At 72.2% G+C, this 15,061-nt stretch carries 13 protein-coding genes; 4 read left to right on the top strand and 9 right to left on the bottom strand.

The annotated features are described in order from the left end of the window. Window positions 1-170: 170 nt before the first annotated feature. The 5 genes from OO67_RS08815 to OO67_RS08795 form a co-directional block, all read right to left on the bottom strand. The gene (locus tag OO67_RS08815) at window positions 171-2,315 is read right to left on the bottom strand and encodes a putative bifunctional diguanylate cyclase/phosphodiesterase (protein WP_033298530.1); all 2,145 of its coding nucleotides are present in this window, start codon (window positions 2,313-2,315) and stop codon (window positions 171-173) included. A gap of 313 nt (window positions 2,316-2,628) precedes the next feature. Beyond that, window positions 2,629-4,827, bottom strand: coding sequence for an NAD-dependent DNA ligase LigA (gene ligA / locus OO67_RS08810; protein ID WP_033298528.1), 2,199 nt, complete (start codon window positions 4,825-4,827; stop codon window positions 2,629-2,631). A 47-nt stretch (window positions 4,828-4,874) separates the two neighbouring features. Beyond that, a complete protein-coding gene (locus OO67_RS08805) occupies window positions 4,875-5,900 on the bottom strand; it encodes a methionine synthase (protein ID WP_033298526.1) in 1,026 nt (341 codons plus the stop codon). 32 nt (window positions 5,901-5,932) lie between these two features. Next, the gene (locus tag OO67_RS08800; protein ID WP_033298525.1) at window positions 5,933-6,622 is read right to left on the bottom strand and encodes an SDR family oxidoreductase; all 690 of its coding nucleotides are present in this window, start codon (window positions 6,620-6,622) and stop codon (window positions 5,933-5,935) included. Between the two features lie 15 nt (window positions 6,623-6,637). Continuing rightward, the gene (locus tag OO67_RS08795) at window positions 6,638-7,177 is read right to left on the bottom strand and encodes an LOG family protein (protein WP_033298523.1); all 540 of its coding nucleotides are present in this window, start codon (window positions 7,175-7,177) and stop codon (window positions 6,638-6,640) included. Between the two features lie 65 nt (window positions 7,178-7,242). On the opposite strand from OO67_RS08795, the gene OO67_RS08790 reads away from it, so the two are divergent. Next, the gene (locus tag OO67_RS08790) at window positions 7,243-7,578 is read left to right on the top strand and encodes a DUF427 domain-containing protein (RefSeq protein ID WP_033298521.1); all 336 of its coding nucleotides are present in this window, start codon (window positions 7,243-7,245) and stop codon (window positions 7,576-7,578) included. Between the two features lie 62 nt (window positions 7,579-7,640). Then, the gene (locus OO67_RS08785) at window positions 7,641-8,441 is read left to right on the top strand and encodes an alpha/beta fold hydrolase (protein WP_033298520.1); all 801 of its coding nucleotides are present in this window, start codon (window positions 7,641-7,643) and stop codon (window positions 8,439-8,441) included. A 58-nt stretch (window positions 8,442-8,499) separates the two neighbouring features. On the opposite strand, the gene OO67_RS08780 is transcribed toward OO67_RS08785, so the two are convergent. Beyond that, complete coding sequence (locus OO67_RS08780; protein WP_033298519.1) at window positions 8,500-8,796, bottom strand: hypothetical protein; 297 nt, start codon at window positions 8,794-8,796, stop codon at window positions 8,500-8,502. Between the two features lie 200 nt (window positions 8,797-8,996). On the opposite strand from OO67_RS08780, the gene OO67_RS08775 reads away from it, so the two are divergent. After that, complete coding sequence (locus OO67_RS08775; protein ID WP_033298518.1) at window positions 8,997-9,827, top strand: MBL fold metallo-hydrolase; 831 nt, start codon at window positions 8,997-8,999, stop codon at window positions 9,825-9,827. Between the two features lie 119 nt (window positions 9,828-9,946). On the opposite strand, the gene mnmA is transcribed toward OO67_RS08775, so the two are convergent. Then, window positions 9,947-11,080 carry a tRNA 2-thiouridine(34) synthase MnmA gene (gene mnmA, locus OO67_RS08770; protein ID WP_033298517.1) on the bottom strand — a complete coding sequence of 378 codons (1,134 nt, stop codon included), beginning with the start codon at window positions 11,078-11,080 and terminating at the stop codon, window positions 9,947-9,949. Between the two features lie 61 nt (window positions 11,081-11,141). On the opposite strand from mnmA, the gene OO67_RS08765 reads away from it, so the two are divergent. Continuing rightward, the gene (locus OO67_RS08765; RefSeq protein ID WP_033298516.1) at window positions 11,142-11,858 is read left to right on the top strand and encodes an N-acetylmuramoyl-L-alanine amidase; all 717 of its coding nucleotides are present in this window, start codon (window positions 11,142-11,144) and stop codon (window positions 11,856-11,858) included. On the opposite strand, the gene OO67_RS08760 is transcribed toward OO67_RS08765, so the two are convergent. Continuing rightward, the gene (locus OO67_RS08760) at window positions 11,851-13,020 is read right to left on the bottom strand and encodes a cysteine desulfurase family protein (protein ID WP_033298514.1); all 1,170 of its coding nucleotides are present in this window, start codon (window positions 13,018-13,020) and stop codon (window positions 11,851-11,853) included. The genes OO67_RS08765 and OO67_RS08760 overlap by 8 nt on opposite strands. Before the next feature lie 141 nt (window positions 13,021-13,161). Further along, complete coding sequence (locus OO67_RS08755) at window positions 13,162-14,979, bottom strand: serine/threonine-protein kinase (protein ID WP_033298512.1); 1,818 nt, start codon at window positions 14,977-14,979, stop codon at window positions 13,162-13,164. Window positions 14,980-15,061 lie beyond the last annotated feature (82 nt).

Genomic DNA, 15,061 nt, shown 5'->3' with positions numbered 1-15,061 from the left:
TGGCCCAATCCTATGGGGTCGCAGGACACCTCTGCGGCGAGCGGATCGAGCCCGGCCGCCCATTGAGGACAAAACGGCCACCGGGCGGACCTCCACCCCGAACCGCGGCGGCTCTTCCCTCGAACCGCGGCGGACCTCCACCGGGGAACCGGCCCCGGTCCGCCCCGGCCTCAGGCCGTGGCCGTGCCGGGATTCAGCGCGCGCCCCGCGGACCTCGGCGCCGGCTCTGGTGCCACCGCCGGCGCCGCCTCGGCCTCCCGCTCCGCCGGCCGGCGCCATCCGTGCTCGCCCCGGGCCCGCAGCCACGCCGTCGTCTCCTGCGGCGGCATCGCGGCGGCGACGAGCCACCCCTGCACCGCGTCGCAGTGGAGGTCCCGCAGCCGCTCCCAGGTCTCGTCGTCCTCGACTCCCTCGGCGACGACGATCAGCCCGAGCGAGTGGGCCAGGTCGATGGTGCAGCGGACGATCTCCGCGTCCTCGTGGTCCACGGCCAGCCGCGCCACGAACGACCGGTCGATCTTGAGCTCGCTGACCGGCAGTTTCCGCAGGTGGACGAGGGATGAGTAGCCGGTGCCGAAGTCGTCGAGGGACATCTTCACCCCGTGCCCGGTCAGCCCCGCAAGGGTGTCGGCGGCCCGCTGGGGGTCCTCCAGCAGGACGTGCTCGGTTATCTCCAGTTGCAGGGCGCCGGCGGGGACGCCGTGCCGGGCGAGCCGTGCCGCGACGCTGCCCGCGAAACCCGGTGTGTGGACGTCGCGCGGCGAGACGTTGACCGCGACGGGGACGAACAGCCCCTGCGCCCGCCACCGGGCCACCTGGGCCAGTGCGGTCTCCAGCACGTACTCGGTGAGGTGGGGCATCAGTCCGGAGGACTCCGCGATCGCGATGAACTCGTCCGGGGGGACCCGCCCGCGCTCCGGATGCACCCAGCGCACCAGCGCTTCGAGGCCGGCCACCTGGCCGTCGAACCGGACCTTGGGCTGGTAGTGGAGTTCCACCTCGCGGGCGTCCAGCGCCCGGCGGAGATCGCCCAGCAGACCGAGCCGGTCCGGGGTGTTGCTGTCCCGCTTGGACTCGTAGACCTCCACACCCGTACGGTCACGCTTGGCCTGGTACATGGCCACGTCCGCCCGCCTGAGCAGCCCTTCGGCGTCCAGGGCGTGGTCGGGGTGGACGGCGACCCCCGCGCTCGCCTCCAGCACCAGCGTGAGCCCGTCGAGGTCGAGGGGCGAGGAGAGTTCGGCGACCAGATTGCGGGCGATGCGCTGGGCGCTGGTGATCGAGTCCGCCGTCGGCAGCAGCACGGCGAACTCGTCGCCGCCGAGCCGCGCGGCCTCCGCACCGCGTGGCAGGGCGAGCCGCAGCCGCTCCGCTATCTGGAGCAGGAGACGGTCCCCGGCGAGATGGCCGAGGGTGTCGTTGACGGCCCGGAAGCGGTCGAGGTCGATGAGGACGAGGGCGGATCTGGTGGCGGTGCCGTCGGCCTCCTCCAGCGCCGTCCACGTCCTCTCCAGGAGCCACTGGCGGTTGGGCAGGCCGGTGAGCGGGTCCCTCAACTGCTCCTCGGCCCGTGCGCGGGCGATCCAGAGCGTGGAGTCCAGCGCGATCAGCGGTACGGCGAAGAGCGGCAGCAGCACCGGCTTGGCCGACGCCACCACACAGATCAGCGGGGCGATGCCGAGCAGGGCGACCGCGACGAGGCCCTGGCGCAACACCGCGGTGCGGGCGATGGTCGGCAGCCCGCCGCTCTGTGACGCCCTGGCGTACCAGAGCAGGACGCGGGTGACGAGGAGATACGCGCCGGCGGCCAGCAGCACCTTCGGTAAGGCGTCGAGGCCCCAGTCGAGGGGCCGCCAGGGCTTCTCGACGGTCGGTACCTCGCCGAAGGCTGACAGCACGAGCGCGGCCGCCCCGATCCCGAGTATGTCCACCGCCCCGTGGAGCAGCCCCTGCCACCACCGGTGACGCCTGGCCGTGCCCACGAGCACCACGACGACGAGGCTGACCAGTCCGGCGGCCACCCAGCCGTGGAGCAGCAGCACGGCGAGGGTGAGGGCGGCGCCGGAACCGGTGCCGCCCCACCACCGGTCACGGCCGAGCGCGACCAGATGGCCCACGATGATCCCGGTGAGCAGGGCGAGCGACCAGCCCGCCGTGCCGGCGGGGAAGAGCGCGTGGCCGTCGTGGACCGTGCGGGAGAACCCCGTGGCGAGCTGCGCCGCTGCGACCGCCACGACGACGGCGCCCACCTTGGACGTGAGGCCCGCGAAACCCTGCAGCCGCGACACCGGCGCGGCGCTCTCGGTCGGTTCCATTCCGTCCCTCTCACAGCCGGCGGTGCCGATGTCCCGCGGTGGCCCCCGCCCCCATGCCACCACGACCCGATCCCACCACGCGGCCGGGCACGGCAGGTGCTCGTTCAACAGTAGGCCGACGAGGGCCCCCGCGGGCAGCGCTCTGCAGCTCTTGCCCGAATGCGGTCCTGACACCCCTGACTGTCTGATAGGCGCCGAACGGGTGATGCGGGCGGGACGGAGCGGGCTTTCCGGCCCCCTCCCCGCCGCCTCGTCCGCTTACTTCCCCCGTCGCGCATGACCACGCGTCGTCCACATCTCGATCGCGCCTCGATCAGGCCTCCTCGGCGGGGACCGCGGCCTCCCGGGCCGCGTCCGGCCCCTGTTCGAGGAGCACGGCGAAGCCGTCCTCGTCGAGGACGGGCACCTTCAGCTGCATCGCCTTGTCGTACTTCGACCCCGGGTTGTCGCCCACCACCACGAAGGAGGTCTTCTTCGAGACGGATCCGGTGACCTTCGCCCCGCGGCTCTGGAGCGCCTCCTTGGCGCCGTCCCTGGTGTGCGCGGTCAGCGTGCCGGTGACCACGACGGTGAGTCCCTCCAGCGGCCGCGGCCCCTCGTCCTCTCCCGCGCCCTCGTCCTCCATCCTGACCCCGGCCTCCCGCCACTTGCGCAGGATCTCGCGGTGCCAGTCCTCGGCGAACCACCGCTTGACCGAGGCGGCGATGATGGGCCCCACCCCGTCCGCCGCTGCCAGCTCCTCCTCGGACGCCTCGTCGATCCGGTCGACGGACCGGAACTGGCGGGCCAGCTCGACGGCCGCCACCGGCCCGACGTGCCGGATGGAGAGCCCGGTGAGGATCCGGGCGAGCGGGGCCTCTCTGGCCGCGGCGATGCCCTCCAGCATGCCGAGGGCGTTCTTCTTCGGCTCGCCCTGCTGGTTGGCGAATACGGTGGCGATCTTCTCCTCGCCCGTCTTCGGATCGCGCTTGGGCAGGCCGCTGTCCGGATCCAGGACGTACGCCCGGATGGGCAGCAGCTGCTCCACCGTCAGCCCGAAGAGGTCGCCCTCGTCCAGCAGCGGCGGCTCGGCGGGTTCCAGCGGTTTGGTCAGGGCAGCCGCGGCCACGTAGCCGAAGTGGTCGATGTCCAGGCACTTGCGGCCGGCGAGGTAGGCCACGCGCTCTCGCAACTGGGCGGGGCAGGATCGGGCGTTGGGGCAGCGGAGGTCGATGTCGGCCTCCTTCATGGGGCGTAGCGGCGTCCCGCACTCGGGGCACTCGGACGGCATGACGAACTCCCGCTCGCTGCCGTCGCGCAGGTCGACGACCGGCCCGAGGATCTCCGGAATGACGTCGCCCGCCTTGCGGAGCACCACCGTGTCGCCGATGAGGACCCCCTTGGCCTTCACCACGTTCTGGTTGTGCAGGGTGGCGAATTCGACCTCCGACCCCGCCACCTCGACCGGCTCGACCTGGGCGTACGGCGTGACCCGGCCGGTGCGTCCGACGCCCACCCGGATGTTGACCAGCCTGGTGTTGACCTCCTGCGGCGCGTACTTCCAGGCGATCGCCCAGCGGGGCGCACGCGAGGTGGAGCCCAGCCTGCCCTGGAGCGGGATCTCGTCGAGCTTGATGACGACGCCGTCGATCTCGTGCTCGACGGACTGGCGGTTCTCTCCGAAGTAGGCGATGAACTCCCGCGCCTCGTCCAGGGACTCGACCACCTTGTTGTGCTTGGCGGTCGGCAGGCCCCATTCCCTCAGCAGGTCGTAGGCCTGGGAGAGCCGGTCGATGTCGAAGCCCTCACGGGCGCCGATGCCGTGGACCACCATGTGGAGCGGGCGGGTGGCGGTGACCTTCGGGTCCTTCTGCCGCAGGGACCCGGCAGCCGCGTTGCGCGGGTTGGCGAACGGCTTGTCGCCCGCTTCGACCAGCCGGGCGTTGAGCCCCTCGAAGGCCTCCATGGGGAAGAAGACCTCGCCGCGGATCTCGACGAGCGCGGGGATGCGGTCGCCCTTGAGCCGGAGCGGGATGTCGGCGATCGTACGGACGTTGGGGGTGATGTCCTCCCCCGTACGGCCGTCGCCACGGGTCGCCGCGCGGGTCAGCCTGCCGTGCTCGTAGGTGAGGTTGACCGCGAGGCCGTCCACCTTGAGCTCGCACAGGAAGTGGTACCCGCCCCCGCCCACGTCCTTGGCCACACGCTCGGCCCAGGCCGCGAGCTCCGCGTCGTCGAAGGCGTTGTCCAGGGAGAGCAGGCGCTCCCGGTGCTCGACGGAGGTGAATTCCGTGGTGTAGGGGCCCGCCACCTTCTGGGTCGGCGAGTCCGGTGTGCGCAGCTCGGGGTGCTCGTCCTCGATGGCCTCCAGCGCCCGCATCAGCCGGTCGAACCCGGCGTCGTCGATGACCGGCTGGTCCTTCACGTAGTACCGGAAGCGGTGCTCCTCGATCTGCTCGGCGAGGAGTGCGTGATGTTCCTGCACCTCCGCCGGCACACCGGTCAGCTGCTGCGCCTGCTGTTCGCCGGCCATCGCCTGTTCCTCCGTCGCCCCGTTGCCTTCTCGACCTCTTCGACCCGTCACTCAGGGTTGTCCGCGAGCGACCTGGCGGCCCGGGCGCAGTGGGCGAGCGCGGCGCGCGCGTACGCGGGCGACGCTCCCGCCAGCCCGCAGGACGGGGTGATCACCACGGACTCGCTCAGAGTCCCCGGGTTCAGTCCCAGCCTGCTCCACAACGTCCTGACCTCCTTGACGCTACCGCCCGGGTCCGACAATGGGGTCGAGGCGGCTTCGAGTCCGGGAACCACGCCGAGGAGGAGCTGGGTACCGCCCTCGACGGCTTCCCCGATCGCCTCCTCCTCACGCTCGGTGAGCAGGGAGAAGTCGAAGGAGACCGCGCCCGCCCCGGCCCGGCGCAGCAGGGCGAACGGCACCTCGGGGGCGCACGAGTGGACCACCGTGGGCCCTCCGCCGTTGACCGCGAGCAGCTCGCGCAGCGTGCCCTCGACCACCTGGCGGTCCACGGCGCGGTAGGTGCGGTAGCCGCTCGCCGACCTGACCCGCCCCAGCAGGACCGCGGTCAGGGAGGGCTCGTCGAGCTGGAGGACCACCTCGGCTCCGGGGATCCTGCGGCGCACCTCCGCGAGGTGGGCGCGCAGGCCCTCGGCCAGCGAGCCCGCCAGGTCACGGCAGGCCCCGGGGTCGCCGAGCATGGCCTCCCCACCCCGCAGTTCCAGGCCTGCGGCGAGGGTCCACGGGCCGACGGCCTGGACCTTGAGCAGCCCCTCGTAGCCCTGGGTGAACTCCTCCAGCGCGTCGAGGTCCTCGCCGAGCCAGGAGCGGGCCCGGCGGGTGTCGCGGCCGGGCCGGTCGCTGACGCGCCAGCCGCTTGGTTCGACGTGGCCGTACATCTCGACGAGCAGACCGATCGTCCGCCCGGTCATGTCCGCGCCGGGGCCCCTCGCGGGCAGCTCCGCCAGATACGGCATGCCCTGGCCGTCGGCGAAGGACCCGGTGACGGTTCTGGCCGCCTCCCGGGCGTCTCCCCCCGGCATGGAACCGATCCCGGTGGCTGCACTCGCGCTGAACCCGCTCTTCTCGCTCACGCGGAAAGCCTACGGGCCCCGGGCGCGGGCTCTCAGCGGCCGGGGCGGACCGTCAGGTCGTTGATCTCGGCGTCCCGTGGCAGATCGAGCGCCAGCAGGATCGTGGTGGCCACCGACTCCGGGTCGATCCAGCGCGCGGCGTCGTACTCCTTGCCCTCCTGCTGGTGGACCTTGGCCTGCATGGGGCTGGCGGTGCGGCCCGGGTACACGGAGGTGACCCTGACGCCGTTGCCGTGCTCCTCGTGGCGCAGCGAGTCCGCGAGCGCCTTGAGCCCGTGCTTGCTCGCGGCGTACGCGCCCCATTCGGCGTGCGCCGCGAGCCCGGCACCGGAGTTCACGAAGACGACGTGGCCCTGGGTGACGCGCAGTTGCGGCAGGAGCAGACGCGTCAGCTCGGCCGGGGAGACCAGGTTGGCGTTGAGCTGGAAGTGCCAGGCCTTGGGGGTGAGGTCGCCGACCGTGCCGAGTTCGACGACGCCCGCGATGTGCAGCAGCGAGTCGAGGCGCTCGGGCATCGGCTGCTGCCCGAAGGCCCAGGAGAGCCGGTCGGGATTGCCGAGGTCGCCGACGAGGGTGCGGGCGCCGGGGTGGAGCGCGGCCAGTTCCTTGGCGCGTCCCGCGTCCCGGGCCAGCAGCACGAGTTCGTCGCCGCGCTCCAGGAGGCGGCGGGCGACGGCCGCGCCGATGCCGGAGCCGGCGCCGGTGATGAGATGAGTAGGCATGCCCTCATGCTCGCATCACTGCAGGCCGGCCGACTCCTCCAGGTAGGCGAGCGCGCCGACCGCGTCCTCGGCGAAGAAGACGAGGTCGGTGAGGGGAAGGGGCAGGAAGCCCTCCTCGTCCATGCGCTGGAACTGCTGACGCAGGCCGTCGTAGAAGCCTGCGGTGTTCAGCAGGACCACGGGCTTGGTGTGCTTGCCGTGCTTCTTGAGTTCCAGGATCTCCGTGGCCTCGTCGAGCGTCCCCATGCCTCCGACCATGATGACGACCGCGTCGGCCTTCTCCAGGAGCAGCGCCTTGCGCTCGGCCAGGTCCTTGGCGACGAACATCTCGTCCGCGCCCGCCCTGGCCAGCGCGGCCATGAATTCCACCGAGACGCCGACGAGCCGGCCGCCCGCCTCCTGGGCACCGTCGGCGACGACCTTCATCAGCCCGCTCTCCGACCCGCCCCAGACGAGGGTGTGTCCGCCCCTGCCCAGGAGTTCGGCGAACTCGCGGGCGGGCACGGTGTAGCGGTCGTCGAGGTCGGCGGCGGAGAGGAAGACGCAGATGTTCATGCGGACACCGTACGACCGCTCCCGGGAGGGGGAAGAAACCGGCCTCCTCCACGGCTGAACCAGGTATGACCTCCCTCACAGGACACACGATCACCGTCGGACCCGCCGCCGTCCACGTGCGCGCGGTGCACGACGGGCAGGTGCTCGCCGAGAGCCGCAGCCCGCTGGTGCTGCGCGAGACGGGCTGCCCCGACCGCTACTACCTGCCGCCCGAGGATGTCCGTGCCGACCTGCTGACGCCCTCGGACACCCGAACGCACTGCCCCTTCAAGGGGGACGCGTCGTACTGGTCGCTTCCCGGAGCGGCGGACCTCGTCTGGGCGTATCCGGAGCCCAAGGAGCAAGTCGCCGCGATCAAGGACCACTTCTGCTTCTACCGCACGGACGTCGTCGCCGACTGACCGTCAGAAACATTTTTCCGGCGTGGCGATGAGTTCTGCCGGACACGGCAGTCCCCCCTCACATGGACATGATTCTCTCGCGTGACGGCACGTCGATCGCGTATCGCCGCCGCGGCGAAGGGCCGCCGGTCGTCCTGGTCGGCGGGGCCCTGAGCACCGCGGCCGACGGGGCGCCGCTCGCCGCTCTGCTGGCTCCGCGCTTCACCGTCGTCACGTACGACCGCCGGGGCCGTGGGGCGAGCGGTGACGGCGGACCGTACGCGGTGCGCCGGGAGATCGAGGATCTGGCGGCGGTCGTGGCAGCGGCGGGTGAGCGCGTGTCGCTGTTCGGCATGCTGTCGGGCGGCGCTCTGGCCTTGGAGGCGCAGGCCGCGGGGCTGCCCGTGGCACTGCTCGCGGCCTACGATCCGCCGTACACCCCCGGTGCCACCGGCCTCCTGTACAAATCCCGCTGCACGGCGCTGCTGCACCGGCTGCTGGCGGAGGGTGACCGGGGCGGTGCCGTCGAGCTGTACCTGTCCCGGACCGGAGTCCCTGACGAGACGATCGCCCGCATGCGCCGGGCCCCGCTGTGGTCCGGCCTCGAAGCGGTGGCCCACACCCTCGCGTACGACGACGCCCTGCTCGGCGACGGCTCGGTCCCCGTCGCGAGATTCGCGTCCGTCACCGCACGCACCCTGATGGTGACCGGGGGTTTCAGCACCGCGCAGGCGCGCGGGACGACCCTGGAACTCGCGGCCGCGATCCCCCGGGCCAGGCACCGCACCCTGACGGGCCAGACCCGGGAGCTGGCGCCGCATGTGATCGCCCCGGTGCTGGCGGACTTCTTCAGCAGGCCTGTGCACGCACGCCAGGCGTCCTGAGACCGCCCCGCGCGGCCCCGCCCGTACAGGGGTCGGACGTGACCGCGCGGGGTCACGTTCAGGATGACGCGTATCGCTCCAGCCCCGTCCGTACGTCCTCGGCGGTCATCACCGGGAACATCTCGACCCTGGCCCCGAGCCGCGCGAAGAACGGCTCGGAGATGCTCGGGAGCTGAGAAGGGTCCTCCAGGTCGATGACGACGAAAGCGGTACGCACTCCACTGTGCGGCCCGAAGTAGGCGGCTTCCGGCCGCAGCCGCTCCAGCGTGGAGCGCATGAACTGCGCCATCTCGTTGTTCTCGATCATCTGGCTGGCCTTCTGTGTGTCCATGTGGATCACCAGCATCGTTCTCATGGGTGCCTCTTTCTCTCGACGGCAAGCCGCTTCAGTGTTGGAGCGGTGTGACCGGGCCGCACCCAGGCCACGCCATTCGAGGGACGCAGGACTTCCGTCAGGATTTGATATGCGCACCGACCGGGAGAAGACTCGGATGAGGGGTGAAAGCGCGGAGCGGACACCGGACCGTCGATGTCGGGGGCGCGAGGAGGAGTCACATGTTGACCCACCGGCTGGGACGGGACGTCACCGTCCTCAACGACTTTCTGCCCATACCCGGGATCGGCTTCCTGACGGTGAACGCCTTCGTGCTGCACGCCGCCGAGCCCGTCGTCGTCGACACCGGGCTCAGCCTTCCCGACCGGGGCTTCGTGGACGCGCTCGGTTCCGTCGTCGACGTCGCCGACGTGCGCTGGATCTGGCTGACCCATCCGGACCGCGACCACACCGGGGCGCTCTTCGAGCTTCTCGCCGCCGCCCCCGAGGCACGGGTGGTGACCACCTTCCTCGGGGCGGGGATCATGTCGACCGAGCGCCCGCTGCCGACGGACCGGGTCCACCTGCTCAATCCCGGGCAGAGCCTCGACGTGGGCGACCGGACACTGGTCGGTTTCCGGCCGCCGCTGTTCGACAACCCGGCGACCGTGGGGTTCTTCGACACGGCCACGCACACCTGCTTCAGCTCCGACTGCTTCGGGTCGCCCATGCCCAGCATCGACCTCGCCACCTGCGACGACGTGGCGGCCGTCCCGGCGGACGATCTCCGGACCGGTCAGCTCCTGTGGGCGACGGTCGACAGTCCCTGGGTGCACATGATCGACCCCGCGGTGCTCCTGGGCTCGGCCGGACCGCTGCGCGCGATGGAGCCCGAGCGCATCCTCAGCACCCACCTGCCGCCCTCCACGGGGCGCCGGCCGGAGTTCCTCGACATGCTCGCCGCCGCGCCGGGGGCCGACCCGTTCATCGGCCCGGACCAGCGCGGCCTGGAGGAGATGCTGGCCGGCTTCGAGCCCACGGCCGCACCGACCGCCCAGCCCAGCCCGGCGTGACGCAGCACGTACCCGTGGGAGCGCCGGGCCGGGCCCGGTGAGGCCTCCGGCCGCCTCCGACCGCAGGGAGCCGTCGCGGCGACCACAGGGGACACGCCGCTCCCGTCGGTCAGCGTCGGTCAGCGGGGAGCCGCCGCCTTCTCCTTGCGCACCGTCGTAGCGATCGTGGCGGACCCGACGACCCGGGTGCCGTCGTACAGCACCACCGCCTGGCCCGGGGCCACACCGCGGACCGGCTCGGTGAAGGTGACCGACAGGGTGCCGTCGGTCAACTCCGCGGTCACCTCGGTCTCGCCGCCGTGGGCGCGGAGCTGGGCGGTGTACGTGCCGGGGCCCGCAGGGGGCGTGCCGCACCAGCGGGGCCTGATCGCGGTGAGGGCCGTGACGTCCAGGGCCTCGGCCGGGCCCACCGTCACCGTGTTGTTCACCGGGGAGATGTCCAGGACGTAGCGGGGCTTGCCGTCGGGGGCGGGGTGGCCGATGCGCAGCCCCTTGCGCTGGCCGATGGTGAAGCCGAAGGCTCCCTCGTGGGTGCCGACCTTCGCGCCCGACTCGTCGAGGATGTCGCCCTCCGCCGGGCCTCCGAGGCGGCCGGCCAGGAAGCCCTGGGTGTCACCGTCGGCGATGAAGCAGATGTCGTGGCTGTCCGGCTTCTTCGCGACCGCCAGGTCCCGGCGCTCGGCCTCGGCCCGGATCTCGTCCTTGGTGGTGAGGGTGTCACCGAGCGGGAACATCGCGTGGGCGAGCTGCTTCTCGTCAAGGACGCCGAGGACGTAGCTCTGGTCCTTGGCCATGTCGGACGCGCGGTGCAGTTCCCTGGTGCCGTCGTCCTTCAGTACGACCGTGGCGTAGTGGCCGGTGCACACGGCGTCGAAGCCGAGGGCCAGGGCCTTGTCGAGCAGCGCGGCGAACTTGATCTTCTCGTTGCAGCGCAGGCAGGGGTTGGGCGTGCGCCCGGCCTCGTACTCCGCGACGAAGTCGTCCACGACGTCCTCGCGGAAGCGTTCCGCCAGGTCCCATACGTAGAACGGGATGCCGATGACGTCCGCCGCGCGGCGGGCGTCCCGGGAGTCCTCGATGGTGCAACAGCCGCGCGCGCCGGTCCGGAAGGACTGCGGGTTCGCGGAGAGAGCGAGGTGCACACCGGTCACGTCGTGGCCCGCCTCGACGGCTCGGGCCGCCGCGACGGCGGAGTCGACTCCGCCCGACATGGCGGCGAGCACACGGAGGGGGCGCTGGGAGGTCTGAGTCATAGCTCGTCCAGAGTACGGGGCGCCGGGAACCGAATGCGCGCGGATAAGCGTTGACGCTCACATGGGCACCAGAGGAACGGCCGGCGGATCCGGGGGCGGACCGCGCGGCATCAGCAGACGCACGCTGCTCATAGGCGGCGGTGTCGCCGCGGCGGGCACGGCCGCGCTGACCGCGGAGGAGATCCGGCGCGTCTGGTGGAGGGTGCCGGGCGTGGAGAAGCCCCGCAAGGCCGGTGAGCTGGACTACGCCCCGGCGAGCTGGATCGCGGCCTCCGAGGCGAACTGGCGACGGGCCGACCGCCCCGACGACTACGGAGTGGACCGGGTGATCATCCATGTCACCCAGGGCAGCTTCGCCAGCGCGGTCCGTGTGTTCCAGGACCCGGCCCACCAGGCGGCGACGCACTACATCGTCGGCCAGAACGGCCGTGTGACCCAGATGATCCGGGAGCTCGACGTGGCGTACCACGCGGGTAACCGCTCGTTCAACGAACGCAGCATCGGTATCGAGCACGAGGGCTTCGTCGACCGCCCGCAGGACTTCACCGCGAAGATGTACGAGTCCTCCGCCCGGCTGACGGCCGCGATATGCAAGCGGCACGGGATCCCGGTGGACCGCGAGCACATCATCGGGCACGTCGAGGTGCCCGGCACGGACCACACCGATCCCGGACCGCACTGGGACTGGCCCCGCTACCTGAAGCTGGTGCGCGCGGCGTCCACGGCGGGAGCCGGGGGGACGCAGGCCAGGGCCTTCCGTACGAGAGGCCCTAACTGAGCCCTGCCGTCCTGGCCCGCTCCACCGCGGGGCCGATCGCCCGCGCGAGCTTCCGCACGTCCTGTCCGGTCGAGGTGTGGCCGAGCGAGAAGCGCAGGGTGCCGCGCGCCAGCTCGGGATCCGTACCGGTGGCCAGCAGGACGTGGCTGGGCTGGGCGATGCCGGCGGTGCACGCCGAGCCGGTGGAGCATTCGATGCCCTGGGCGTCGAGCAGCAGCAGGAGGGAGTCGCCCTCGCAGCCGGGGAAGGTGAAGTGGGCGTTGGCGGGCAGTCGCCCGCCGGGGGCCGGGTCTCCGCCGAGGAGGGCGTCGGGGACGGCCTTCAGTACGGCAGCGGCCAGCTCGTCGCGGAGCGAGCCGACCTCACGGGCGAAGTCCTCGCGTCCCTTCGCGGCGTGCCGTCCGGCCACCGCGAAGGCGGCCACGGCGGGCACGTCGAGTGTGCCGGAGCGCACATGCCGCTCCTGGCCGCCGCCGTGCAGGACGGGTACGGGGGTCTGGTCACGGCCGAGCAGCAGGGCTCCGACGCCGAACGGACCGCCGATCTTGTGCGCGCTGACGGTCATCGCGGCGAGCCCGGAGCGGGCGAAGTCGACCTCCAGCTGCCCGAACGCCTGCACCGCGTCGGCATGCATCGGGACGTCGAACTCGCGCGCCACCTCGGCGAGTTCACGCACCGGCATGATGGTGCCGATCTCGTTGTTGGCCCACATCACGGTGACCAGGGCGACGTCGTCGGGGTCGCGTACGAGCGCCTCGCGCAGGGCGTCCGGGTGCACGCGTCCGTACGCGTCGACCGGGAGGTATTCGACGGTGGCGCCCTCGTGCTGGGCGAGCCAGTCCACGGCGTCGAGGACGGCGTGGTGCTCCACGGGGCTGGCGAGGACCCGGGTACGCCGGGGGTCGGCATCGCGACGGGCCCAGTAGAGGCCCTTCACGGCGAGGTTGTCGGCCTCGGTACCGCCGGAGGTCAGGACCACCTCGCTGGGGCGCGCGCCGAGGGCGTCGGCGAGGGTCTCTCTGGACTCCTCGACGGTTCGGCGGGCCCGGCGCCCGGCAGCGTGCAGGGAGGACGCGTTGCCGGTGACGGCGAGCTGCGCGGTCATCGCCGCGATCGCCTCCGGAAGCATCGGCGTGGTCGCGGCGTGGTCGAGGTAGGCCATGGTGGAGACGATTCTACGAGCCCGGGGCGCCGGGCGTGCCGGGCGCATCGGTGCCGACCCCTCGGCAGCCCTGGGAGGACCGGCCCCGGCCCCCCGCAAGGGCGGGCCGGACACCGGGCCGGCGCCGTCGTACGGCCGCGGTCAGAAGGCCGTCCAGCGCTGGGAGGCCTTTCCCGAGCAGCGGCTCGGCGTCACGCCCCCGTTCGCCGCGTCGAGGCAGCCACCGGTGCGGACGCTCACGAGGGTGCCTCCCGCCCCCGCGCGAAAGCGGCGGAGTTCGGACTCGTTGCAGGAGAGCATCAGGGTCCCCCCGTTGAGGATGCCCGCGCTCAGGCACGCCCTGCCCGATTCGTGCTGGAGCTGGAAGGAGCCGTCGGACAGGGGCAGGACCTTCCAGTGGGCACCCGGGCCCGCGCAGTCACCGGCGGTCGCGGGGCCGCTGTACGGGGCGGCGAGGCACTTACCGTTCCCGCCGTTGCGATAGCGGTGGGCCCCGGAGGGCGTGGTGGTACCGCCGGAGGCACCGGTGTCACCCGAGCCGCCGGACCCTCCGGAAGCGCCGGACCCACCGGACGCACCGGAGCCGCCTGACGTACCGGACCCACCGGACCCGGCGGAGCCGTCCTGAGAACCGCCCCCCGCGCCTCCCGCTCCCGGAGCGTGAGAGGTAGCCCCGTCGGCCGTCCTGTCTCCTCCCTCGGCCCCCTCGTCCTCCTGCTTCCCCGTCGGTGACGTCGCCGGTGACTTCGCCGGAGACGCCGAGCCGGACGGGCTCGCCCCGGACGGGCTCGCCCCGGAAGGGCGGGCGGCGGGCACGGCCGGGGCGGTGGCCGTGACGGACGGGCCGGCGGCCGCGTGGTCGTCCGCGCCGAAGGTATGCGGCAGGAGCTGGACGGCGAGTGTCGCCCCGCCCACCGTCACGACGACCGGGATCACCGCGAAGAAGACGCGGGTACGCCGCCGCCGCTCACCGGTCTCCGTACGGGTTTTCCGCCCGAGTCGGAGCGTCTCCGCGGACTCGGGTTCCGGCAGCTCGATCTCCTGGACGTGCGCCGCGAAGGCGGCCTTCTCCGCAAGGTTCCCGCCGACGGATCCCGGCCAGAAGGGAGCCGTGAACGGCCCGTGCCCCTCCGCTCGCCTCACCAGCTCGGCGGCCGTGGGACGGGCCTCTGCATCCTTGGCGAGACAGGCCGCGACGACATCGGCGAGTGCGGGGTCCAGCTCCCGCACCGCTTCCAGGTCGGGCTCCTCGTACACGATGCGGTACAGCACGGCGGGGCCGGACTCCTCGCCGAACGGCGGCGTGCCGTTGGCGGCGTACGCGATGACCGACCCCAGGGCGAACACGTCGGCGGCACCGCTCAGATCCCGCTTCGTCGTGGCTTGTTCGGGAGCCATGTAGGCCGGCGTGCCGACCACCATGCCGCTCCTGGTCAGCTGACTCTGTTCGGTGGCGCGGGCCACGCCGAAGTCGATGACCGTGGCGCCCTCGACCGTCAGCATCACGTTGGACGGCTTGAGGTCCCGGTGCACCATGCCCAGCTCGTGCACCGGAACCAGCCCCGCCGCCGCCTCACGCAGCAGCAGCCACAGGGTGCCGGCGTCCAGCGGACCCCCGTTGAGTTCCAGGGCCTTGCTCAGGGTGACCCCGGGAACGTACGCGGTCGCCAGCCACGGGGGCCGTGCGTCGCGGTCGCTGGCCAGCAGGGGTGCGGTGGCCTCCGCGGGCAGCCGGGAGAGGTTGTCCAGCTCGTGCCCGAAGCGGCGGACGAAGTCCTGGTCCTCCCCCGCGACCGAGGGCAGCACCTGCTTGACGGCGACGTACCGTCCGTCGTGGACACCGAGGTACACACGGCCCATCCCGCCGGAGCCGAGCCGGCCCGCGAGCGGGATCCCGCCGATCTGCCGCGGATCGTCCGCTTCCAGCGGCTTCGCCCCACTGCCCGTCAGGTCCAACACGCCCGCACCGTCTCCCCGTGACACGCCAGTTCCGTTCCAGGGGAAGTCTGACCAGTGGATACTGGGAGCGGAAGCTACTTCT

This window comes from Streptomyces atroolivaceus, from assembly GCF_000717025.1.
Taxonomy (GTDB): domain Bacteria; phylum Actinomycetota; class Actinomycetes; order Streptomycetales; family Streptomycetaceae; genus Streptomyces; species Streptomyces atroolivaceus.
The sequence above is the reverse complement of the archived record's forward strand: the minus strand, read 5'-3'. Positions and strand labels throughout refer to the sequence as shown.